The 24,051-nt window shown below is 69.5% G+C and carries 14 protein-coding genes and 1 pseudogene; 6 read left to right on the top strand and 9 right to left on the bottom strand.

Annotated elements, in window-relative coordinates; genetic code table 11:
• Window positions 1–10 precede the first annotated feature (10 nt).
• Window positions 11–586, bottom strand: coding sequence for a DUF4136 domain-containing protein (locus tag LXT23_RS23905; RefSeq protein WP_253982584.1), 576 nt, complete (start codon window positions 584–586; stop codon window positions 11–13).
• 221 nt (window positions 587–807) lie between these two features.
• On the opposite strand from LXT23_RS23905, the gene LXT23_RS23900 reads away from it, so the two are divergent.
• Entirely contained in the window at window positions 808–2,265 is a 1,458-nt protein-coding gene (locus LXT23_RS23900) for a M16 family metallopeptidase (RefSeq protein ID WP_253982583.1), read from the top strand.
• Window positions 2,266–2,278: 13 nt separating this feature from the next.
• A complete protein-coding gene (locus tag LXT23_RS23895; RefSeq protein ID WP_253982582.1) occupies window positions 2,279–3,721 on the top strand; it encodes a M16 family metallopeptidase in 1,443 nt (480 codons plus the stop codon).
• Between the two features lie 104 nt (window positions 3,722–3,825).
• Here the strand turns inward: LXT23_RS23895 and LXT23_RS23890 are convergent, their stop codons facing one another.
• Entirely contained in the window at window positions 3,826–4,794 is a 969-nt protein-coding gene (locus LXT23_RS23890; protein ID WP_253982581.1) for an acetyl-CoA carboxylase carboxyltransferase subunit alpha, read from the bottom strand.
• Between the two features lie 269 nt (window positions 4,795–5,063).
• On the opposite strand from LXT23_RS23890, the gene LXT23_RS23885 reads away from it, so the two are divergent.
• A complete protein-coding gene (locus LXT23_RS23885; RefSeq protein WP_253982580.1) occupies window positions 5,064–6,644 on the top strand; it encodes a sensor histidine kinase in 1,581 nt (526 codons plus the stop codon).
• Window positions 6,641–7,006, top strand: coding sequence for a response regulator (locus tag LXT23_RS23880; protein ID WP_253982579.1), 366 nt, complete (start codon window positions 6,641–6,643; stop codon window positions 7,004–7,006). The genes LXT23_RS23885 and LXT23_RS23880 overlap by 4 nt, the downstream gene beginning before the upstream one ends.
• Here the strand turns inward: LXT23_RS23880 and LXT23_RS23875 are convergent.
• The 4 genes from LXT23_RS23875 to LXT23_RS23860 all read right to left on the bottom strand — a co-directional run bounded on the left by LXT23_RS23875 (window position 7,003) and on the right by LXT23_RS23860 (window position 14,066).
• A complete protein-coding gene (locus tag LXT23_RS23875; protein WP_253982578.1) occupies window positions 7,003–8,142 on the bottom strand; it encodes an ATPase, T2SS/T4P/T4SS family in 1,140 nt (379 codons plus the stop codon). The two genes, LXT23_RS23880 and LXT23_RS23875, sit on opposite strands and share 4 nt — an antisense overlap.
• 44 nt (window positions 8,143–8,186) lie before the next feature.
• Window positions 8,187–11,324, bottom strand: a complete 3,138-nt coding sequence (locus tag LXT23_RS23870; protein ID WP_253982577.1) for an efflux RND transporter permease subunit — start codon at window positions 11,322–11,324, stop codon at window positions 8,187–8,189.
• 13 nt (window positions 11,325–11,337) lie between these two features.
• Window positions 11,338–12,513 carry an efflux RND transporter periplasmic adaptor subunit gene (locus tag LXT23_RS23865; protein ID WP_253983147.1) on the bottom strand — a complete coding sequence of 392 codons (1,176 nt, stop codon included), beginning with the start codon at window positions 12,511–12,513 and terminating at the stop codon, window positions 11,338–11,340.
• Window positions 12,514–12,701: 188 nt separating this feature from the next.
• Window positions 12,702–14,066 (bottom strand): TolC family protein, encoded by a 1,365-nt coding sequence (locus LXT23_RS23860; protein WP_253982576.1) that lies wholly within the window; start codon window positions 14,064–14,066, stop codon window positions 12,702–12,704.
• 737 nt (window positions 14,067–14,803) lie between these two features.
• Between LXT23_RS23860 and LXT23_RS50695 the strand changes: the two are divergent.
• Window positions 14,804–15,220, top strand: a pseudogene (locus LXT23_RS50695) (helix-turn-helix domain-containing protein); the annotation flags it as partial.
• Between the two features lie 1,143 nt (window positions 15,221–16,363).
• On the opposite strand, the gene LXT23_RS23855 reads toward LXT23_RS50695, so the two are convergent.
• Entirely contained in the window at window positions 16,364–17,176 is an 813-nt protein-coding gene (locus tag LXT23_RS23855) for a hypothetical protein (protein ID WP_253982575.1), read from the bottom strand.
• Between the two features lie 153 nt (window positions 17,177–17,329).
• On the opposite strand from LXT23_RS23855, the gene LXT23_RS23850 reads away from it, so the two are divergent.
• Window positions 17,330–17,692 (top strand): hypothetical protein, encoded by a 363-nt coding sequence (locus tag LXT23_RS23850; protein ID WP_253982574.1) that lies wholly within the window; start codon window positions 17,330–17,332, stop codon window positions 17,690–17,692.
• 34 nt (window positions 17,693–17,726) lie between these two features.
• Here LXT23_RS23850 and LXT23_RS23845 read toward each other — a convergent pair whose 3' ends face one another.
• Window positions 17,727–20,675 carry an exo-rhamnogalacturonan lyase family protein gene (locus LXT23_RS23845; protein ID WP_256561113.1) on the bottom strand — a complete coding sequence of 983 codons (2,949 nt, stop codon included), beginning with the start codon at window positions 20,673–20,675 and terminating at the stop codon, window positions 17,727–17,729.
• 184 nt (window positions 20,676–20,859) lie between these two features.
• Complete coding sequence (locus LXT23_RS23840) at window positions 20,860–24,027, bottom strand: amino acid adenylation domain-containing protein (protein WP_253982572.1); 3,168 nt, start codon at window positions 24,025–24,027, stop codon at window positions 20,860–20,862.
• Between the last annotated feature and the right edge of the window lie 24 nt (window positions 24,028–24,051).

Below are 24,051 nucleotides of genomic sequence, written 5' to 3'. Positions count from 1 at the left end.
TTCGGCGGCGTCACCGCTTCCCGGCCCTGGCCCGGAAGTCTCCGAGGAGCTTGGAGACTGCCTCATTCAACCAGTCCTGGACCTCCTCGGCACGCGGCTCCGGGGGCAGGTCTCCCCTGGCGGTGCCGCGCCACACGAGCTTCTGCGTCCTCGCCTCCATGATGTCGAGGTCCAGCACGCCCTTCGAATACTCGCGACCGGACGGAGGGGGCGTCGCGTTGGGATAGGGGTTCATCCCCTGCCGTGGAGTCATCTCGGGGCCCCGGCCGATGCTCGGCACCAACCGCGTCCTCGAGGAGACGGCGCCTCCCCAGTCGATGAGGAAGCTCGGAGAGGCACTGGCCTCCACCTGCTGGTAGCCCCGGGCCTGGAGATACGCGTCCACCGACTTCTCGACGCTGATGTCCATGTCGCCGCTGAACACGCGCGGGGCCTGGCCCGGTGGAGGAGGCACCCAGGCGTAGGTGCGGAAGCCGCCCGACTCACGCGCCGCGCTGGAGTCGTACTGGGTGCTCACGTCGATGCCCGCGCAGGCGGCGAGCAGCAGGGTCAGCAACGGACAGGCAAGTCGGGGCAGCATTCGCATCGGCACCCTCCATCAACGGGAGCAGCCGCAGCCGGGAGGGGCCTTCTCCAGCAGCACCTCGACGTCACGCAGCACGGGGCTCCTCCAGTCGGATTCCCAGACACGCTACGCTAGTCCGGAGAGAGAAGTTGCCGGGGTCCCCGCACTCTGGCAATCGAGTGACTTCAACCGCCGTACTGGCTCCGTCCATCGACGGGCAGCCATGCCCCAGGGGAGGTCCGATGAGAAGCTTGTTGGGAGCGGTAGCACTGGCCGCGTTCACCGGGTGCGCGACCACACAGGAAGCCCCGAAGCCCGAGACGACGGAGCCGCCCGCGACGACGGCGGCCCAGGCCCCGGCCGACAAGCCCGCCGAGCCGGCTCCGGCGCAGAAGCTCCAGGTCCCGGTGGACTACTTCAAGCTCGACAACGGCTTGAAGGTGGTGCTCTCGCGGGACACCACGGCGCCCACGGCGGTCATCGCCGTCTATTACAACATCGGGTTCCGCATCGAACCCAAGGACCGCACGGGCTTCGCGCACCTGTTCGAGCACATGATGTTCCAGGGCTCACAGAACCTGGGGAAGATGGAGTTCATCCGCCTCATCCAGAAGAACGGCGGCGTGCTCAACGGCTCCACCCGGTTCGACTTCACCAACTACTTCGAAATCGTCCCGGCCAACGCGCTGGAGCCGATGCTCTGGGCGGAAGCCGACCGCATGCGCGGCCTCGCGGTGACGCAGGAGAACCTGAAGAACCAGCAGGGCGTGGTGATGAACGAGGTGAAGGTCAACGTCCTCAACCGGCCCTATGGCGGCTTCCCGTGGCTGGACATGCCGCAGGTGGCGAACACCAACTGGTACAACGCGCACAACTTCTACGGCGACCTGAAGGACCTGGAGGCGGCCACGCTCGAGGACGTGAGCGCGTTCTTCAAGACGTACTACGCCCCCAACAACGCCGTGCTGGTGTTGGTGGGTGACTTCGAGCCCGAGCAGGCCAAGGGCTGGGTGCAGAAGTACTTCTCCTCGATTCCCTCGGTACCGCAGCCGCCGCAGCCGGACATCTCCGAGCCGCGTCAGGAGAAGGAGAAGCGCCACGACAAGCACGACTCGCTCGCCCAGCGGCCGGCGCTCGCCATCGGCTACCACATGCCTCCGGTGGGCACGCCCGAGCACTACGCGATGGCGCTGGTCGACGAGGTGCTGCTGCAGGGCAACGACAGCATGCTCTACCAGCAGCTGGTGCAGCAGAAGGGGCTGACGGGTGGGGTGGAGGGCGGCGTCAACCTGCTCGGCAACCACTGGAACTACAACGGCCCGATGCAGTGGACGGCGTACCTCTACCACGATGCGGACACCTCCCTGGAGACCCTCCTGAAGGAGTTCGACGCAGCGGTGGAGCAGCTGCGCAGCCGGCCCATCGACGCGGAGACGCTGGCGCGCGCGCGGGTGAAGGCGCGCTCCCGCCTGTATGGGCAGATGGAGGGGTTCCTCGGCTTCGGCCGCGCGGACCTGCTCGCCTCGTTCGCCCTCTTCTTCGACGACCCGGCGCGCATCAACCGGCTGGAGGACGAGCTGATGAAGGTGACGCCGGAGCTCATCCAGAAGACGGCGCGCGAGTACCTGCGCCGCGACAACCGCACGATTCTCACGGTGACGCCCGCCGCGAAGAGTGCCGCCACGTCCAAGACGCCCTGAGGAGCCGCCCACCATGAACACGCACGCATTCCGCACCCGCCTCGCCGCGCCCGCGCTGATGGTGCTCGGGCTGCTCACCACGCCCGTCCTCGCGGCCGCTCCCGCCAAGGCCGCTCCCGCCAAGGCCGCCCCTGCCAGGGAGGCTCCGCCCGCGGCGGCGGCGCCGAAGCCGTTCAAGCTGCCGGAGCGCACCGAGTTCAAGCTCGACAACGGGCTCGAGGTCTCCCTGGTGCCCTACGGCGACGTGCCGAAGGTCGCCCTCCAGCTGGTGCTCGACACCGGCAACATCCACGAGAAGCAGAACGAGGTCTGGCTGGCGGACCTCACCTCGAAGCTGCTGCTGGAGGGCACCACCACCCGCTCCGCGCAGCAGCTGGCCCAGGAGGCCGCGAAGCTGGGAGGCCCCCTCTCCGAGACGACGAGCACGGACCAGACGTTCCTCGCCATCGAGGTCCTCTCCGAGTCGGGACCGAAGGCGGTGTCGCTGCTCGCGGACGTCATCCAGAACCCGCGCTTCCCCAAGGAGGACCTGGAGCGCGTGAAGGGAGACCTGCTGCGCGACCTGGCCATCTTCAAGAGCCAGCCGCAGGTGCTCGCGGACGAGCAGCTGTTCCGCGCCATCTATGGCGACCAGCATCCCTATGGCCGCTACTTCCCGACCGAGGAGATGCTGAAGGGGTACACGCAGGAGACGGTGCGCGCGCACTTCGACGCGAACTACGGCGCGGCGCGGGCGCGGCTGTACGTGGTCGGCCGGTACGACGCGGCCCAGCTGGAGAAGGCCGTGCGAGACGCCTTCTCCGGCTGGAAGGCCGGCCCGGCGCGAGTGGAGAACGTGCCCACGCAGCAGGTGGCCAAGTCGGTGCAGCTCATCGACCGGCCCGGCGCGGTGCAGTCCACCCTGCGGGTCGCCGTGAAGGCGCTGCCTCCGTCGCACCCGGACTACGTCAAGCAGGAGGTCCTGAACACGATGCTGGGCGGCTACTTCAGCTCGCGCATCACCGCGAACATCCGCGAGAAGAGGGGCTATTCCTACTCGCCCAACAGCGCCATCACCACGCACGTGAAGGACGCGTACTGGGTGCAGCGGGCGGACGTGACGACCGCCGTCACGGGCGAGTCCCTGAAGGAGATCCTCAAGGAGGTGGACTCGCTGCGCAAGACGGCGCCTTCGGCGCAGGAGCTGAAGGACGTCCAGAACTACCTGGCGGGCTTCTTCCTGCTCCAGAACTCCTCGCGCAGCGGCATCATCAACCAGCTGCGCTTCGTGGACCTGCACGGCCTGCCGGACACCTACCTGCGGGACTATGTGCAGAACGTGATGGCCGTGACGCCGGAGCAGGTGCGGCAGCTGGCCAGCACCGCGCTGAAGCAGGACGCCATGACGGTGGTCATCGCCGGTGACCAGAAGGTCGTGAAGCCGCAGCTGAAGGTGCTGCCGCCTCCGCTGCGCTGAGCGTCGTGAAGTGACGGCGCCGCGGCCATTCCGGGCCGCGGCGCCGTGCTCCAGCTGGACGCCGGGCAGGGGCAATGCGTGGCGTGCCGCGCCCGCGGTGCCGCTCAGCGCCCGGAGAAGACGCCGAACGCGCGGAACTTCTCGTAGCGGTCCTTCACCAGCGCCTCGGGAGACAGGTCGGCCAGCTGGGTCAGGTGCTTGCGCAGCGCCTTGCCCAGTGCCTCGGCCGTCTTCGCCGGGTCGCGGTGCGCGCCTCCGAGCGGCTCCGGCACCACCTCGTCCAGCACCTTCAGCGCCGACAGGTCCTTCGCGGTGAGCTTCAGGGCATCCGCCGCCCGGGGTGCCTGGGCCGCGTCGCGGAAGAGGATGGAGGCACACCCTTCGGGGGTGATGACCGAGTAGATGCTGTTCTCCAGCATCAGCACGCGGTTGCCCACGCCGATGGCCAGCGCGCCCCCCGAGCCACCCTCCCCTATCACGGTGGAGATGATGGGCACGCGCAGCCGGCTCATCACCTCCAGGTTGACGGCGATGGCCTCCGCCTGCCCGCGCTCCTCGGCATCCATTCCGGGGTAGGCGCCCATGGTGTCCACGAAGGTGAGGATGGGCTTGCCGAAGCGCTCGGCCAGCTCCATGAGCCGGCGGGCCTTGCGGTAGCCCTCCGGGCGCGGCATGCCGAAGTTGCGCTCCATGCTCTCCTTCGTGTTGCGCCCCTTCTGGTGCCCCAGCACCAGCACGGGCCTGCCGTCGAAGCGCGCGAAGCCCCCGACGATGGAGCGGTCATCCGCGAAGTGCCGGTCGCCGCACAGCTCGACGAAGTCGGTGAAGAGGTGCTGGACGTAGTCCAGGAAGAACGGGCGCGACGGATGGCGGGACAGCTGCACCACCTGCCAGCGGGTGAGCGAACCGAAAATCTCCACCGCCAGCTTCTTCGCCTTCTTCTCGAGGCTCGCCAGCTCCGAGGACACCTCCACCGCGCCGCTCGCCGACAGGGCCCTGAGCGCCGCGAGCTTCTTCTCGAGCTCGACGAGGGGGCGCTCGAAGTCGAGGACGTAGCCGGAAGCATTCGCCATGGTGCGCGAGGTAGCACCCGCCTTCCGGCCATTCAACGGACAAGCCATTACGCACCGTGCACAGCGCGCTACGCACCCGCTGGCCGGGGCACAGGGAGCAAGCCTGCTCAGTGGGCCGTGGCCCGTGCCACCGCCCGCTTCACCCGCTGAACGGTTGGCGGTGCACGACTGAACAGTCGTCCGGTCGACTCCCGCTCCAAGAAAGTTGGCACTCAACCTTTTCGTACGATAGGTGCCTGTCCTTTGGTTCAAATTCGCTGGAGCCCATCTTGAGCCGCACCGTTCAGCCCATCCAGCCCGCTGAGGAACCAGGTCCTACCCAAGAGACGCCGCGCCAGAGCGACGAGCGCATCCGGCTCATGGTGGGCAGCGTGAAGGACTACGCCATCTTCATGCTGGATGACCAGGGGCGCGTCGAGACGTGGAACGCGGGTGCGCAGGCCATCAAGGGCTACCAGGGCACGGAGATCATCGGGAAGTTCATCTCCGTCTTCTACGCGCCGGAAGACGTCGCCGCGGGCAGGCCCCAGCACCTGCTCCAGCTCGCGCGCCAGCAGGGGCGCATCGAGGACGAGGGCTGGCGCGTCCGGAAGGACGGGAGCCGGTTCTGGGCGGACGTGGTGATTACCGCGCTCTACGACACGGCGGGCGTGCTGCAGGGGTACACGAAGGTCACCCGCGACCTGACGGAGCGGCGCATGGCGGAGGACGCGCTCCGCCAGAGCGAGGAGCGCTTCCGGCTCCTCGTCAACAGCGTGAAGGACCATGCCATCTTCATGCTCGACCCCCAGGGCCGCGTGGCCACGTGGAATACGGGGGCCGCGCGCATCAAGGGCTACGCGCCCCAGGAAATCATCGGCCAGCACTTCTCGCGCTTCTACCCGCCCGATGAGGCCACCAGCGGCAAGTGCGAGCGGGAGCTCGAGGTCGCCATCGCCGAGGGCAAGTTCGAGGAGGAGGGCTGGCGGCTGCGCAAGGACGGCTCACGGTTCTGGGCCAATGTCGTCATCGAGCCCGTGAGGAACCGCGACGGCCAGCTCGTCGGGTTCGCGAAGGTCACCCGCGACCTGACGGAGCGGCGCCGTGCGGAAGAAGAGCGGCTCCGGCTTGCCCAGGCGCAGGAAGCCATCCGCCTGCGAGACGAGTTCCTCTCCATTGCCTCCCACGAGCTGAGGACGCCGCTGAGCGCCCTCCACCTCCAGCTCCAGAGCCTGCTCCAGGGGGTCCAGTCCCTGGACACGAAGGTCCGCACCAAGGCCGAGCGTGCCTACAAGGGCGCGGAGCGGCTGCTGGACCTGGTGGAGACGCTGCTGGACGTGTCCCGCATCGCCACGGGCCGCTTCAGCCTGTCGCGCAGCGGGTTCGACCTGGCCCGGTGCGTGGAGGAGGTCACCGAGCGCTTCCGTGAGCAGGCCGCCCGGGCCGGCTGCGAGCTGCTCCTCCGCCTGGAGGAGCCCGTCTCCGGCGAATGGGACCGGCTCCGCCTGGAGCAGGTGGTCACCAACCTGCTGGCCAACGCCCTCAAGTATGCCGCCGGGACTCCGGTGGAGCTCTCGGTGAGGGCGGAGGGCGCCAACGCGGTGCTCACGGTCTCCGACCAGGGACCGGGCATCCCCGAGTCCGAGTGGGCGCGCATCTTCGGCCGGTTCGAGCGCGCGGCCTCCCTGCGCCACTACGGAGGCATGGGCCTGGGGCTGTATGTCGCGCGGGAAATCGTGGAGGGCCACGGCGGCACCATCTCCGTGGAGGCCGTGAAGCCTCACGGTGCGCGCTTCGTCGTCATCCTGCCCCGCGGCGCAGGGGCGGCGACGGGCACGCCCCCAGCGACGGGGACGGGGGTGGCGCCATGAGGCGGCACAAGGTGATGGTCGTCGAGGATGACGACGAGATTCGCGAGGTCCTCATCGAAATCCTGGAGGAGCACGGCTGTGAAGTCGTCGGCGCGGCCAATGGCGCGCTGGCCCTGGCCTACCTCAAGAGCGCGACCGTGCTGCCCTGCCTCATCCTGCTGGACCTGATGATGCCCGTCATGGACGGGCAGACCTTCCGGGAGGCCCAGGTCCAGGACCCGGTGCTCGCCAACATCCCCATCATCGTCGTGTCCGCGTACCGGGACGTGCAGGCCAACGCGGAGAAGCTCCGGGCGGCGTCGTACATCAAGAAGCCGCCCAGGATCGAGGAGCTGGTCTCGGCCGTCGAGCAGCACTGCTAGGTACGCACGGGGGGGGCTGGCGTCCATGGCACGACGCGCAGCGCGCCGCCGTCTTCCGTGGGCTGCGTCTCGTGGAGCGACATCGTGAGGGCGCCCGTCGTGGCGTCGCGCGTGTGGTGCACGAGGAGGGATTGCATGGGCATGCCCGGCATCGCCTCGGTCATCCAGGCGTAGCCGTCCTCGGGCGTAGCGGCCTCCAGGACGCAGACCATGGCATGCCCCGTGAGCGCGCCATTGCAGAGCAGCTGCAGCTCCTCCAGCGTACGCACCTCGTCCGCGAAGATGAAGTCGGGGTCCTGCCGCAAGAACGAACGCACCACCTGCACCAGGGCCATCCCCTGCCCGACCCTCACCCTGCCGATGGCGCCGCCCGTGACGCCCTTCGGCTCCTCCACCGCCGCCAGCGCGCGCACGCTGTCGGGCAGCGCATCCATGAGGGCGCGCAGGGTCGTGCTGCGCCCCGTCCTGGAGGCGCCCGTGAGCAGCACCGGCTGGCCCTGGAAGAGCGCCCCGCTCGGCCCGCGGAAGTACGCCTCGAGGAATGCCCCCGCGTCCGCCGGGAGCGGCAGCGACGTGACCCTGGGAAAGGCCAGGCGCGTCTCCCGGTCCCTCGCCAGCGCCGAGGTCCACGTGCCCAGCGCGTGGTCCCGGAACGACACCCGGAACTCCAGGTCCGGGTCCACCGCGCCCGCCGGGAAGGACACGACGCCGCGCTGGGGCAGCTTCGGGTCCTCGCCACGCCTCGCGTGCGCCGCCAGCGCCTGCCCGAGCGGCCGATACAGCGTGGAGGCCATGGACTGCCTCACCGCGACCTGCTCCGCGGAGGCCTCGGTGTCGAAGAAGAGTGAGATGCCAGCGTCGACGCGTGGCTCGGGCACCGCGCCCCCACCCTCGTCGCCGTCGACGTCACCGTCGGCCCCGGCCGCGGCGTAGGCCTCCTCCGCCCAGACGGAGAACAGCGCCACGCCCGCCCGCGCCGCCACCTCGAAGAGGGCCACCGCCAGGGCCTCGGGCGTCGACGGAGACGCGGGCGCCTCCGAGGGTGCTCGCCCCGCCTCCGCCAGCTGGGTCAGCAGGCCGGCGAACACGGCAGCAGGCGTGGACGGGGGCTCGGGCGTCAGGCTCACGGTCGTCATGGGCCGCGAACGATGGCACGGTCCGTTCCACCCCTGCCATTCCTTCAGTGGGAGGGCGCCGGAGGTGCCACCAGGCCGACGGTCCGCTTCGCCTCCCCGCGCAGCTTCTGCATCAGCACGTAGAGGCCGGGGATGAAGACGAAGTTGACCACCGTGGACACCAGCATGCCGCCGAACACCGCCGTGCCCAGCGAGTTGCGCGACGCCGCGCCCGCGCCCGAGGCCGTCATCAGCGGCACCACGCCGAGGAGGAAGGCAATCGACGTCATCAGGATGGGCCGCAGCCGCACCTCGGCCGCCTCCACCACCGCGTCGACGGCATTCCTGCCCGTCGCCCGCAGCTGCTCGGCGAACTCGACGATGAGGATGGCGTTCTTGCTGGCCAGGCCCACCAGCATGACGAGCCCCACCTGGCAGAACACGTCGTTGGCGAAGCCGCGCGCCAGCTGCAGTCCCAGCGCGCCCATGACGGCCAGCGGCACCGAGAGGATGACGACCAGCGGCAGGAGGAAGCTCTCGTACTGCGCCGCGAGCACCAGGAAGACGAACAGCAGCCCGAGCCCGAAGATGATGAGCGTCTGCCGTCCACTCTGCCGCTGCTCCAGGCTGATGCCCGTCCACTCCGCGCTCATGCCCTGCGGCAGATGCTCGCGGGCCAGGGCCTCCATCGCCGCCATGGCCTCTCCGGAGGAGACGCCCGGCGCGGCCTGGCCATTGATTTCGGCGGAACGGAACAGGTTGTAGTGCCGGATGACCTGGGCGGACACCGTCGGCTCCACCTTCACCAGCGACTCCAGCGGAATCATGTCTCCGGTGTCGCTGCGCACGTAGAAGGCGCCGATGTCCCGCGGGCTGTCGCGGAACTGCTGCTCGGCCTGCACATAGACGCGGTAGGTGCGGTTGGCGTAGTTGAAGTCGTTGACGTACTGGCTGCCCATGTAGACCTGCAGCGTGCCGAAGATCTGCTCAATCGGCACCCCGAGCGCCTTGGCCTTCTGCCGGTCCACCTCCACGTCCAACAGGGGGGTATCCGCGTTGAAGCCGGTGGAGACGCCACGCAGCAGGCCCTGCTCGTTGCCCCGGGCCACCAGCGCCTGCGTGGCCGCCGCCAGCTCGTCCAGCGAGGCGGTGCCGGCGACGTCTTCGACGACGAACTGGAAGCCGCCCAGGCTGCCCACGCCCCGGATACCGGGCGGCTGGAAGGGCACCACGCGTGCCTCGCCGATGCGGCCCAGCGGCCCCCGCAGCCGCTCCACCACCGCGGCCACCGACTGGTCCTTCCCCGTCCGCTCCTCCCACGGTGCCAGTGCCACGAAGATGCCGGAGACGTTGGAGCCCGCACCCACCGGCGAGGCGCCGCCATTGGCGAAGATGGCGCGCACCTCCGGCTGGGCCTTCAGCACCGCCTCCACCTCCGCCATCACCTGCTCCGTCTGGCTGAGGGACATGCCCTCCGGCCCCTGCACGGTGACGATGAGATAGCCCTGGTCCTCGTCGGGGATGAAGCCCGTGGGCGTCACCCGGAGGAGCACCCCGGTGACACCGATGCACAGGAGGAACGCCGCCAGGACGAGGAGCGGGCGCTTCAGCAGCCGGCGGAGGTTGCGCCCGTACACGCTCCGCGTGGCGTCGAGCGCCCGGTCCACCCAGCGGAAGAAGATCCACTTCTCCCCGTGGTGGTGCTGGAGCATCCGTGCGGACAGCGCGGGCGTGAGGGTGAAGGCACAGAAGGTGGACAGGGCCACCGACGCGGCGATGGTGAGCGCGAACTGGCGGTAGATGGCGCCGGTGGTGCCGGGCACGAGCGCCACCGGGACGAACACCGCCACCAGCACGATGGAGATGGCGACGACGGCGCCGGCCACCTCCTTCATGCCCTCGCGCGCGGCCTCCACGGCCGACAGCTTCCGCTCCACCATCAGCCGCTCGATGTTCTCGATGACGACGATGGCGTCATCCACCACCAGGCCCGTGGCCAGGGTGAGGCCGAAGAGCGTGAGGGTGTTGATGGAGAAGCCCATCAGCTGGACGAAGGCGAAGGTGCCCACCAGCGAGACGGGCAACGTGAAGGCGGTGATGAGCACGCTGCGCCAGCCGTGCAGGAACACGAAGATGACGAGGATGACGAGGGCGATGGCCTCCACCAGCGTCTGCACGACGCCCTCGAGCGTGGCGCGCACCGCGAGCGTGGTGTCAGTGCCCGCCTTGAACTCCATGTTCGGCGGGAACTGCTGGGACAGCCGCTCCAGCTCCGCGTACACGGCGTCGCGAACCTCGAGGGCGTTGGCGGTGGGCAGCTGGAAGATGGCGATGCCGACAGCCTGCTGGCCCCGGAAGCGCAGCAGCGTGTTGTAGCTCTCCGCGCCCAGCTCCACGCGGGCCACGTCCTTCACGCGCACGCTCTTGCCGTCATTCTCGCGCATGAGGACGATGTCCCCGAACTCGCCCGGCTCCACGAGCCGCCCCCGGGCCCGCACCGCGAGCTGGTAGGGCTGGTCCACGGCGGAGGGCGGCTGGCCCACCTGGCCCGCGGCCACCTGGAGGTTCTGCTCCTGCAGCGCGCGCGTCACGTCCTGGGGCGTCAGCTTGCGGCGTGCCAGCTCCGTGGGGTCCAGCCACACGCGCATGGAGAACTTGCGCTCGCCGAAAATCTGCACGTCGCCCACGCCGCGCACGCGCTTGATGGCGTCCTTCAGATTCACGTCGGCGTAGTTGCTGAGGAACTTCGTGTCGTACCGGTCGTCCGAGCTGAACAGCGCCACCGACAGCAGAATCTGACTGGAGGCCTTGTTGACGGTGATGCCCGCCTGGTTCACCTGGGCGGGCAGGCGTGAGGCGGCGCGGCTGACGCGGTTCTGCACGTCGACGGCGGCCACCTCGATGTCGCGAGTGGGCTCGAAGGTGACAGTGACGCTGCTGGTGCCGTTGTTGCTGCTGGAGGAGGTGATGTAGCGCATGCCCTCCACGCCGTTGAGCTCCTGCTCCAGGGGGATGGTGACGGCGCTCTCCACCACCTCGGCGCTGGCACCCACGTAGCTGGCGGAGACCGTCACCTGGGGTGAAGCCAGGTCCGGGTACTGGGCAATGGGCAGCGAGGGAATGGCAATGGCCCCCGCCAGCGTCAGCAGGATGGAGCAGACGATGGCGAAGACGGGCCGGCGGATGAAGAAGTCGATGAACATGGTGCCTGGGCCCTCAGCGGCTGCTTCCGACAGCGGGAGCAGCCACCGTCGACAGTTTCACGCCCGAGCCCGAGTCCACCGTGGCTCGGGGCGTGCCATGCACCTTCACCTTCACGGGCATGCCATCGCGCAGCGCCTGCATGGAGGAGACGGCGACGAGGTCTCCCGCCGACAGGCCCTTCTCCACCACGTAGGCCATGTCGCCCAGCGCGCCCAGGGTGATGGGGCGGCGCTCCACCACCGTCTTGCCGTCCTTCTCCTTCACCACCAGCGCGAAGGGCTGGCCGCTCTGGCGCACCACCGCGAGCGCCGGAATCTGCAGGGCGTCCCGCACGGAGTAGACGATGCGCGCACGCACCAGCTCGCTGGGGCGCAGGCCCCCCGTGTTGCGGAAGGCGGCCTTTACCTCCACCAGTTGGGTGCGCGGGTCGGCCTGCGGTGCCACGAAGAAGATGGAGCTGGTGAGCAGCACCTTGCCCTGGGCGTCGAGGACTTCCAGCGCCGTGTCCGGCTTCAGCGAGCGGGCGCGCGTTGAGGGCACCGCCACGCTCACCTCGAGGACGTCCGACTGGGCCACGCTGGTCAGCGGCGTGGTGGCGCTGACGAAGTCACCCTGGCGGATGACGACGTCGCCCACGGTGCCGGCGAAGGGGGCGCGCACCACGTGGTACTGCAGCTGCACCTGGCGCTGCGCCACCTGTGCGGCGGAGGAGCGGGATGCGGCCTCGGCGGCCTGAACCTGCGCGCGGCCGGCCTCCAGCTCCTGGGCGCTGGCGAGGCCCTCCTTGTGGAGCGCCTCCGTGCGGGCGAGTGTGCGGCGCGACAGCTCCAGGTTCACCTGCGAGGAGCTGAGCTGCGCCTGGGCGCTGTCGAGCGCGGCCGTCTCCTCGCGCGCGTCGACTTCCACCAGCGCCGCGCCGGCCTCCACCTGCTGGCCGGGGCGCACGTGAATATTCCGGATGTAGCCGGCCACCTGCGGCAGCACGGTGAGGCTCTGCCGCGACAGCAGCGAGCCGAGGTACTCGCCGGTGTCCCGCACCTCATGGGGCGCGAGCGTGACGACTTCCACCTCGCGAGGCGGGGGCGCGGCCGGAGCGGCCTTCTGTCCCGAGCAGCCCGCCACTGCGGCCAGCACCACCCCACTCCACACCGTCTTCTTCAGCGCCTCCAGGGGGCGCACCCATCTCACCAGTCGCACCGGGCCTCCGTCAGGAATGCATCCAGGCGTGCCTGGATGAGCTTGAATCTCTGCTTCAGCGCCTTGGGCGCCCGTCCCCGCCTCACCAGTCGCACCGGGCCTCCGTCGGGAAGGCATCCAGGTGCGCATGGCCGAATTCGAATCTCCTTGCTTCAGCGCCTTCGGCGCCCGTCCCCGCCTCACCAGTCGCACCGGGCCTCCGTCAGGAATGCGTCCAGGCGTGCCTGGACCAGCTCGAATTCGCGCAGCACCAGCGTCAGCTGTGCCTGGCGCAGGGCCGCCGCGCTCTGCACCAGCTCCAGGCTGCTGCCGCGGCCCACTTCAAAAGCCCGGCGCGTCAGCCGGTCGGTGCGCTCCGCGAGGTCTCTCGACTCGGTCGCCGTCTTCACCAGCGCCTCGGCCACCTGCACCCCGCGCCGCGCCTGGGCCACCTCCAGCTCCACGTCCCGGCGCGCGCTCTCCAGCGCCGCGGACGCCTGCTCCTCCACGCCCGCGCGCTCGCGCACCAGCCCCGAGCGGCTGCCACCTTCCCAAATCGGCACCGAGAGCACGGCGGAGACATTCCACGTGGCGAAGCGGCCGAAGCCCGGGTCGGTGGTGAGGCCGTAGAGGGTGCTGGAGACGCCCAGCGTGGGCAGGTAGCCGGCGGAGGCCTGACGCCGGCTGTCCTTGGCGGACTCCACCTGGGCGCGCGACGCCACCAGGTCGGGCCGTGCGTCCAGGCTCTCCAGCGGGGCGCAGTCATTGCGCGTCTGGTCCACCAGGCCCTGCAGGTTGAAGGACGGGTCGACGCCCACCGGCTGGCCGAAGCCCAGCGTGAAGCCCAGCGCCTCGCGCGTCTGGCGAAGCTGCTCGTCACCGGCGATGAGGGCGCCGCGCGCCACCGCCACGTCCTGCTCCACGCGCACCACGTCCAGCTGGTTTCCCGCGCCCAGCTCGAAGCTGCGCTGGGTGAGGGCGGCGCGCTCCAGTGCCTGGCGCAGCCCCACCCGGTTGATTTCCGCGGCGCGCTCGGCGGCCACCGTGGCCACCAGCACCTGCGCCACGCCCAGCGTGAGGCGGCGGCGCACGTCCTGGAGGCTGGCCACCGCGCCGGCCTCGGCGGCCCGGGCCGAGGACAGCCCGCGCCAGGCGCTCACGTCCACCACCGACTGCGTCAGCGTCGCGGTGACGGTGCCCGCGGGCGTGGTGGGCGTGCGCCCGTCGCCAGCGGCACCGGGGGACACCCCCGCGGGCACGTCCGGGTTGAGGAGGTCATGGGCCACGCCGGCCTGGACGCGCGCGTTGGGCAGCAGCGCGCCGAGGGCCTGACGCCAGCGGCCCGAGGCGCGCTGGACGCCGGCCTCGGCGCTGCGCAGGTCCGTGGAGCGCTCGCGCACCAGGCCCAGCGCCTCGTTCCAGTCCTTCACCAGCCGGGGGGCGGGAGGGACGGGGGTGAGCATCGCGTCCTCCACCTTCGGCTGGAAGAGGACGGGGGACGGGGTGGGCTCAGTCTGGGAGGAGACCGCGAGGAGCGCCAGGAGGAGGACGGGAGGGGTGGCCATGCGCCAGACGTGGAGGAAGGAAGGGAGCGACCTGTGAGCAGCCCCGGGTCCATCCGTGGCAACCGGGTTGCGAGGGACACAGTGCCCGCCAGCCCCCTCCACTGCCGGAGTGTTCAGCCGGTGGGCCTTGCCGTGCGGCGAACGGGCACGCAGGTGCGGCGAACGGGCCTGTTCCGTTCCCTGCATGGGAGGACAAGAGCCTGGCGGTGGCGGGAGACACCGGGGCCTGGCCCCAGCGGGCGCCCTGTAGAGGCTCGGCGTCCTGAGTGCCTGCGGCAGGGCGTCACCTGCCCGCCCTCATGGTGAAGGGGTAGCGCCAGCAGTGTGGCGCTTGGATTCGTCTGCTCGCCGGGGCGCCCGAGTGCACGGGGCATCAGTGGCTACGGCCGCTCTTACCTGTCCCGGAGGACGGCAGTGGGCACGCGGCGGGCATCTACGGGAGACACCACGCTGCTCGCGCGCTCGGTCGCCCGAGCGTTGCAACCTTAGGACCGTTATAGGGCGTGTAGGACCCGTGCGGCCGGACACCCCGGCGAGCAGACGAATCAACCACCGCGCATTCAGACGAGCATGCGTCCCTTGACGCGCGCACGGCACACCGCCTGACAACCCGGGCTCGCCGCGCCTCATTCAAGACACGGATGACTCCTGCCTGACAGGGCGGAGGGAGCGAGCCCTCGTGGAGTGAGCGTTCCTCCGAAGCCCCAAGGAGGGACGATCAGCCCTCCGTGCGGACCATGCCGTGCCAGAGCCCCACGCCCCAGGGAAGTCCGGGCTACGCCCCGGGCAGGCCCTCGGGGAGGCTGGCCCGAAGCCTGGAGGGAGCCCCGCACCGCATGAACCCGCAAGGACCTTCCGGCCTCTGCGGGCCGTGGTCTCGAGCGAACCTGCCCGGTCGTCCGCCGTCTGCATGTCAGCCCCACCCGGTAGGAAGGCTCTGGCGGAAGGAACGTTCCTTCCACGGGCGGGTCGGTCCGGCAGGGGGTGGGCAGATGATGGAGCTGTACCAGCAGTTCGTGGCCACGCGGATGGAGGAGGCGGCGGCGGTGATGGCGCAGCGGGGCTACGACAACACCCCGGCCGCGGAGCTGGCGCGGGTGATGCGCATGTCGGTGGGCTCGCTGTACCGGCGCTACGGCAGCAAGCGGGGCTGTGCGCTGGCCATTCGGGACTTCTCCGACGACGAGCTGTACCGCTATGCGCGCTACGAGTTCCAGATGGCCAGCACGGACGAGGGGGCGGGCTTTCGCGCAGGCTTCTTCGCCCTCTGGAGGCTGCTGGCCCACTACGTATTGCGGATGCCCGGCGTCTTCAGCTTCGTCTTCCTGCACGCCCGTCCGGAGCAGGGGTTGGACGACGAGCGAGGCTGGCGGGTGCGAGACCTGGTCCGGGAGGTCGTCAGCCAGGGCGAGCGTGACGGAGCGCTGGAGCCAGGTTCCACGATGGCGAGGACGTGCCTGGTGTGGGGCGCGCTGGCAGAGCTGGGGCGGGTGACGATGAGGAGGGAAGGCGCAGTCACGGAAGAGGACGTGCTCGCGTCAGCCGAGGCGCTCTGGCGAGCGCTGGCGCCCAGGGAGAAGTCGGCTCCCCGGGGGCCTGGCGGCATGTCGCCTCCGGACGGAGGTGAGGCCCCGGTAGAAACACGTGACAGCGAACCGACGGCGGCAATGGATGCTGGCGCGGCGGCGCATCCGCCTCCAGACAGCGAGAAGGCCTCGGATGAGGCGCCCGACCTGGACGCGGCGGCGGCAATGGCTGCTGGCGCGGCGCATCCGCCTCCAGCGGGCGCGAAGGCCTCGGACCAAGCGCTCGACTGTGACGCGGCGGCGGCAATGGATGAGGACGCGGCGGCGCCTCGGCCGGGCGCTGCGCCCGTGGATACGAAGCGTCCCCACGCCATGGTGGAGCGCGGTACTCCGGCAACTGCCGCGCGTGGTCCTCGCGCCATGGTGGAGCGCGGTACTCCGGCAACTGCCGCACGCGAAGCCCCAGGGCGGTGCGCGTTGAGTGATTCGCCCGCGGGCGCGGGCGTGGCGCGGTCCGAAGCCATGACGGTCGCAGAGGCCCTGGCAGCAGCTCAGGATGCTTCTGCGTTCGGGCGCTCGGTGCACTCCAGGCCCTGTCGCGTTCTTCGATGCGGCCCCGCGGAGATGAGGACACCGCACTCGGGAGGCCCCTGCCGGGCTCCGTGGCAAGCAACGCACTGGAGGCCATGGCGCTCGCCACGTTCCTGCATGCCATGGCTCCGGGAGCGCTCGGAGCCTCCCGGATGCCGCAGGACTCTTCCGCGTCATGAATCAGTCCTCCTTCATCACGGCGCGAGCAGCCTCGGGGAAGAGCGTGTCCGGCACCGAGGCGAGCACCTCGTCGCGATTGCCGTGCACCCAGGCCCACCGCCGGCCGAGCTTCGTCACCAGCCCGTAGGTTCCATCGGACAGGCGCGCGATGAAGTGGAGGACGCGGCCCTTGCCCCCGTCGCCCCGCCATAGCACTTCGGCGATGTCGGGGACGGCACCGCCGGGCACCAACGGGGCGATGGCCGCCGAGCACTCCAGCCGGAGGATGCGGGCGTCGAGCTCCGCGAGGAAGTCGCGCAGCGGCATCAGTGCCCCGCCCGCGGCCCCCTCCAGCAACCGCACCACGCGCCCCACCGAGGCATTGAGGTGGACGAAGACGACGTCGTCCTTTCCACGGCACAGCGAGGCCGCGGCTCCCGCGGCACGGCGCGCCACCGCGAGGGCCTCCGACTCGCCGCGGACCGATTCCGAGCAGGCCTGAAGCCGCTGGTACATGAGCCCCATGCGGCTCTGCATCGTCCCGCCGTGAGCGTACCGGTTCCACTCCTCGGAGGGGACACGCCCACGTTCCGCCAGGAAGCCCCGCACCTGCTCCAGCACCTGCCTCGCCTCGGCCTGCTCGACCTTGTCGCGAAGCAGCGGGGCCACGAGTGACGCGAACCACAGCCCCAGCTCCACCTGCCCCACGGCAGGACATACCGGCCGGGGGCCGCCCAGGGCGAACGGCCCGAGGGGCCAGGTCTCCGGAGCGGAGGCCTGCAAGGCCGTCTTCAGGATGGTGTGACAAGAGTCGAGGCTGACCGGTGTGTCCATGCGGCGCTTCTCCCCACGAGCCCGGACGCCATGCTGCCGCGCTCCGCCGATGCGAGGAAGTCCCCTGAGAAAGCGCCCATGCGTTCAGCGGAGGTTGCCGGAAAACCGGCCGCGGCCCTGCGGCACGAGGGGGCCGCGTTGGAGAAAGACGGGTTGCCGGTCGAACTCGAGATCGTGACCGGCGACGAGCAGGCCCAGGCACTTCACTGGTTCGACTCGACGCCGGTGGTCAGCAAGGTGCTCTTCGAGGTCCTGCGACAGGCGGGGGTCTCCAACCTCGACGCGTACGAGGCGGTGCTCCTCTCCGAGGATGGCCAGACGCGCCTGGACGGCGACAAGGCCATCAACGTCATCGGGATGGTGCCCAGGGACACGCCGCTGGACCCCTCGCACACTGGAGGGGCCCTGATGTTCCGCCTGGACCGGTTCAACGGCGAGGTCCTCGTCCACCGGCGCGTCAAGGAGGCCACCGAAGCCGCGCGGCTGCGGTGGCTCTCCTTCCAACCCCATCGCTGAAAGCGCCGCGCGGTGGCCGTGAGCCGGCTCCCGCCTACCGGCCGAGCGTGTCCTTCATCACGCTGAAGAAGTCGGCCGGATAGACAATCTCGTAGCCATAGAAGCCATACGACTGGGTGTTCGCCCCCACCACCATGGCTTGCAGCTCATCGTAACGACGGGCGGCAATGGTGCCCCACGTGCTCCGGGTGTCAAACCACTCCGGGTGGGCCACGCGGCCCGCCGCGAGCTCCTGCTTGTACAGGCGGTCCAGGTAGCCCAGCGCATAGATGATGTGATTGTCACCACCGTTGGTGCCGCGAATCACCTCCGAGTACACGAAGTACTTCTTGCTGCTGTCGTAGCCATACTTGACCACGTAGTTCATGCCCTGCAGCAACATGTCGATGAGCGCGGACTGGCTCACCCCCGACGCCTTGCCCGCGGCGGCGAACTGGAGGTCCGCTTCGCGGAACTTGATGAGATTCCCCAGGAGCGCGCCCGCCATCCAGGGGTTGGTACCGGTGGCGTTGTACCCGCCATTGTTGTCCATCTTCGTCATGGTCCAGTAACCCGTCCCCTGGGCCGCATCGTTCACCCCGAGCACCGTGTTGGAGACGCTCCCCGTCGCCGGGTTGAAGCCCACATGGTTGAGCGGGGTCCTGAACCACTGGAGGAGGTAGCTGACCAGACCGCCCGCGACGTCCTTGTGGTACGTCGCATCACCGGTCGCCCGCACGTATTCATTCATCACGTAGAGGGGCCAGGCGAAGTCACGCTCGGCCTCGCGGTGGAGGTCCGCCGCCTTGAACGGGCGCTTGAAGAAGTATGGCGACATGAACTTCCACCAGTTGGCGATCTCCGTGAGCACGTCGAGCGAGCGCTTGTCGCCGGTGAGCAGGTAGCTGTTGCTCAGGCCGCTCACGTGCGCGTGGCCCCAGTGCAGGTTGCGGACCTGGTGGTCCACGTTCTCATGGTTGATGGCGTGCACCTCACCCGCCGGCTGCGGCAGACCTCCCGTGTTCCAGTATCCGGCGCGAGGCCCATGGGACACGTCGAAGTCCATGAAGTGACGGGTGCTGATGTCAGCCAGCTCGAACCAGCGCTGATCCCCGCTGCGCAGGAACTGCGTGAAGAAGTTGTTCGAACCGACATGGGTGTCATTGTAGAAGCTGGGCACTTCCACGCCGTTGACCACCAGCGCCCAGCCCGGTCGCAGCCGGTCGCCGAAGTCGCGCCAGCCAAACATGGTGGCGTTGCCATCGGTCTGCTCGACGCTCCTCACGTAGATGTTTTCCATCAAGGCAGCGTCGTAGCCCCTGGTGGCCCCGGTCGGAGTGCCGACATTCAGCTCGCCGAAGACACCTGAGGAGACGTACCAGGCCGGAGTGGCCGTCAGCTCCAGGCGGTGGCGCTGATAGCTGTCGTTCAGTGCATGGAGGGCGTTGGTGGTCGGAGTGCCGCTGCCGAAGGCAAAGCGCAACTGGTAGGTCTTCGCGCCTCCTGGACGCGCGAAGTACATGCTCTCCGCGCGGCGATAGCTGCTGCCCGACAGCGCCGGCTGCGTGGTCTCCGCACTGCCGCCACGCGCCGGAAACAAGGATGCCGTGAGGGTGTTGCCATTGACGCTCAGCTCACCCGGGAACTGCTTCCAGAAGTCCCTGACCATCAGGGCCAGGTGACGGCTGCCGGAGTCCAGCGCCACCCAGCCGGGGGCCCGGGCTCCCGTGCCCACGCCGCTGTAGCTGAAGGTATGGCCCAGGTCGACGCCGTCCTCGAAACGGAATTGGCCCTTCTGCAGCAGGAAGTGCTCGCCGGAGACCTTGGCGCCATACGCCACGCCGCCTTCGCCCCCGAAACGGTAGTCGGCCGCGCCGTCGGACAGGTAGCGCCAGCGCATGCCCATGGCCTTGGCGGCGATGGCAAACGACGCAGGCGTGCTCTGGACGTTGGCCTCGAGACGGTCGTCGATGATGGAGACTTCCAGGTCGACCTTGTCGGAGCCCTGGTGCGCGTAGTAGCGGACCAGGTACTTGATCAACTTCGCGCCGCTGCCGCTGGTGAGCGAGCCCTGCGCCTTGATGACCGCTCGCATCGGTCCGCTCTCCTCCACGGTGACGACCGCGTCGGTGGCCGCGGAGGCGGTGTACTCGAGGTTGTCGTAGACGTTGACCATGAAGAGGTCACCGGCGTCGATGAGCTGCTCACCCGCTTCGAACGTGCCGTTGCCGTTGGCGTCCCGCCACAGCTGGGTGATGACGCCCTTGTTGCTGACGGTGAACTTCACCAGGCCGGTATCGACGGTGAGCCCGGTCGACGGGCTGCCTCCGATGGCCACGTTGCGCGGCAGCGCGGCGCGAACCACGCCGTCGCCATAGGCAACCCGGTAGGACCGGGCGGCGCCAAGGTCCGTCACCAGGTGGGCCAGGGCCACCTTGATGGAGCCATCCGGCCAGCGCGAGATGGCGTCGAACTGGGCCGGCACTTCCTGGCTGCCATCGCCGGTTTCCAGCCGCAGCGCGGAGATGTTGGACAGCGCCCCCCTGGGAAGGGGCACACCCGTACGCACTGGGACCTTGTTGGCGGCGGGACCCGCGGCAAGGCTCAGCGGGATGTACTGGGCACCCGCGACGGCTGCCGGGGTGAAGCTGGCCTCCACGGCGGTGTCGGCGGTGAGGGTGGTGGTGCAGGCGGCCTTGCCGGTACAGCCGGCTCCGCTCCAGCCGCCGAAGCTGTAGCCCGCCGCGGGCTCAGCGGTCAGCGTGACGGCGGTACCGCTGGCGAACGAGGCCGCGCAGGTCGCACCGCACGACACGCCCAAGGGGCTGGAAGAGACCGTGCCGGCGCCGGTCTGGGTGAGCGTGAGCTGGAATGACGTGGCCGCAAGCGGGGGATCTTCAGGCGTTTGGGAGGAAGGAGACGGAGCGTCGCCCGTGCAGGCGAGCAGGAATACAGCGGTGAGTGATGAAATCAGCCAGGTTTCTTTGTTTATGAGAAGTCTCATGACGACTAGCAAAGCAATTGCAGGACCAACCCCGTTGCGTCCGCTCCGGCACTGTGAAGACGCGCACTTCGCGCCAGGAGCGACAGGGCCCGTGAGGTGGACAGTCCCCCCTGTTCTGTGGGGCCATGCCCACGAACGGTGACGGCCGTCGTGGCCCCAGAAGCGATTCTGGGGCCACACGCGGCTACCTCGAGCCCACGGCCCGGAGGTAGGGGAAGGCCGGCGTCGTGAGCTGCACACGGGCGCGCTGGACGGTGCCGAAGTCGCGCTGCAGCCCGAGCTCGGCGAAGACCTCACCCATCACCCTGCGCTGCTCGAAGCGCTCGTAGAGGGCCTTCACGGAGTGCTCCGGCGCCGAGGCCGGGTGGGCGATGGACTTCGGAGAGAGCCGGAAGCGCCCATCCTGTCCCCGGATGTAGCTCTGCTGCATCGTCGTCGCCCGCTCGAAGGTCGTCTGGAGGAACGCTTCGTTCAGCTGCTGCTCCGACTTGCGCGGCAGCCGCGAGTCCTGGCGGCGCAGGTAGAACCAGAGCATCGGCGACTTCTCGTGCATCAACAGGTTCGACACGCGCCACCGGTCCAGGTCCGGCATCGCGTCGTAGACGCGCTGGATGTCCGCGTCCGCGAACGACATCTCCCAGAAGATGCTCTCGGCGCGGTACTTCGCATAGAGGCTGATGCAGGGCCGCACGAGGTCCAGGTTGCACCCTCCCGCCAGGTCGGCCAGCGAGTCCACCGTGTAGCTGTGCTCCACCGGGTTGATGAGCAGGTCCGCGAAGTCCGACTCCTCCCAGTCGCGATGGCGGCTGATGAACCTCGCCATGGTGTTGTCGACGGCGAAGCCCGCCGCCAGCCGCTTCGCGATGGCGTAGTCGTTGGACGACAGCCCCTGCGTCATCAGCCGGATGGCCTTCTGGAAGGCGCTGGTAATCGTCCGGTGGAAGCGGTTGTAGACGAGCAGCTCCATCAGGCCATCGCGCTTGAGGGCCCGGGACAGCCGCCCGAGCGCGTGGGCCGGCTCGTAGGTGTGGTGAATCACGCCCGTGCACACGATGAAGTCGAACTGCTCCACGTACGGTGCGTCGTTGATGCTCTCCAGCTTCAGCTCGAGGTTCTTCACGCCCAGGTCCCTGGCGTTGGACGCGCAGATCTCGATGGACTTCGTCGAGAGGTCCGTGCCGAGCACCTTCGCGTTCGGGAAGAGCAGCGCCGTGAGCAGGGCCTGGTTCGTTCCACAGCCCGCCACCCAGATGTTCGCCTCGCGGGGCACCGCCGTGTGGGTGAAGTCTCCGACCTCCTGGCTCACCAGCGTCCGCTCGAAGTCCGGGTCCTGGAGCGTGTCGAACTTGGAGGAGTTCCAGGGCCAGGGGAAGCGGCTGTAGAACTCACCGACCTTCTCGTCCACGGAGGTGATGGACTCCGCCTGGACGAGGTTCTCCTCGTCGCTCTTCTTGGAGACGGCGCCGGGCGTGGGCTTCGCCTCGCGGGCCGTGTCGGGGCCGGGAATGAACCGGGGAAGCGGCTCGCCCCCGGTCCCCGCATCCGTCGCCACGCGAATCTCGGAGCGGGCCCGGGTCTCCTCGATGCTCCGGGCCAGCGCCGCGACGGTCCGGTTCTCGAAGATGCTGCGCATGTTCAGGTCCACCCCGAGGGCCTCCCGAATCCTCAGGATGATCTGGTTCGCCAGCAGCGAGTGGCCGCCAATCTCGAAGAAGTCGTCGTCGACGCCCACCTCCGCGAGCCCCAGCGACTTGCGCCAGATGGCCGCCAGCTCCGTCTCCGTCGGCGTGCGCGGTGGCGCCGACAGGCTCCGCATCCGCCCCTTCACCTCGTCGAGCCGGGGCAGCGCCTTCGTGTCGACCTTGCCGTTGGGTGTGAGCGGGAGCCGGGGAAGGTGGACGAAGTACTGGGGAAGCAGCTCCTGGCTCAGCATCGTCCCCAGGAAGCTCCACAAGGCCGGCGCGTCGAGGGCCTGCTCCGAGGCGTAGTAGGCAATCAGCGCGCTGGCTCCGGCATCCGTGCCGAGCAGGACGACGCTGTCACGCACCGAGGGGTGCCGATTCAAGAGGCTCCGCAGTCCCTCGAGCTCGACGCGGTGGCCGTTGAACTTGACCTGCGTGTCATTGCGGCCCTCGAAGGCCAGGAGGTCTCCGGACAGCCAGCGAGCGAGGTCCCCCGTGCGGTACACCCGCTCGCCCTCGAGGAAGGGGCTGGGGAGGAAGCGCTCCCGGGTCGCCTCCGGATTGCCGAGGTAGCCCTGCGCGAGGCAGTCGCCGCCCAGGTACAGCTCGCCCGTCACGCCCTCCCCCACCGGGGCCAGGCGCTCGTCCAGCACATAGGCCCGGGCGTTCGGCGCGGGCCGGCCGATGGGGACGAAGGCCTGGACATCCGAGTGCGGGTCGAACCTGTGCACGATGCACCCCACCGTCGCCTCCGTGGGGCCGTACTCGTTGAAGACCTCCACCTGGGGCCCGAGGCTCTCCAGCGCCTGCAGCGCCAGCCGGGTCTCCAGGCTCTCACCGCCGACAATCAGCCGCCGCACCTTGCTGCCCGCATGCTTGCGCGTGACGAGGAGCGAAAGGTGGGCGGGCGTGAGCTTCACGCTGTCGACGCGGTTGTCCTCGAGGGCCTCCATCAGTCCCGCGCCCGCCGAGCTCCCCGGGTACGCGATGAGCTTCCCGCCCGAGAGCAGCGGCACGAAGAGCGACGTCACCGTCAGGTCGAACGCCAGGGACGAGTAGAGCGGGAAGGTGGCGGGCTCCGCGCCCACGTAGAGCGTCCGCGCCCAGTCGACATAGCTCGCGAGCGCGCGGTGGGACACGAGGACCCCCTTCGGCTGCCCCGTCGTACCTGACGTGTAGATGACGTAGGCGGCAGCTTCCGGAGAGACGTCGGCGGCTTGCGCCTCCGGGGGCGCGCGGTCGAGCCCCGTGGGGGAGATGCAGCGCACCGGGAGCCCCTGCAGGCGCTCGCTCACCGAGGGCTGCGTGAGGACGAGGGACACACCGGCGTTCTCGATGACGAACTTCGTGTAGCCGGACGGCCGCAGCGGCTCCAGCGGGACGTAGGCCGCGCCCGCCTCGAGGCAGCCGAGCACCGCGATGACCAGGTCGATGGAGGGGTGGAGGAGGATGCCGACCCGGCTCCCCTGCCCTGCGCCCTGCTGCCGGAGCATGAAGGCCAGGTCACGCACCCGGCCCGACAGCTCCTCGTAGGTGAGGCGCTCGCTCCCGGACTCCACGGCGACCGCCCCGGGCGTCCGTGCGGCCTGCCTTTGAAAGAGCCGGTGAACGGGCTCGGCGGCGGTGGAGTTCACATCCTCGGGGAAGCGCTGGGGCTGGCTCGTCGTCATGCGGGTCTCGGCTTCGAAGTACGG

It is taken from the genome of Pyxidicoccus xibeiensis (assembly GCF_024198175.1).
GTDB classification, from domain to species: domain Bacteria; phylum Myxococcota; class Myxococcia; order Myxococcales; family Myxococcaceae; genus Myxococcus; species Myxococcus xibeiensis.
The sequence above is the reverse complement of the archived record's forward strand: the minus strand, read 5'-3'. Positions and strand labels throughout refer to the sequence as shown.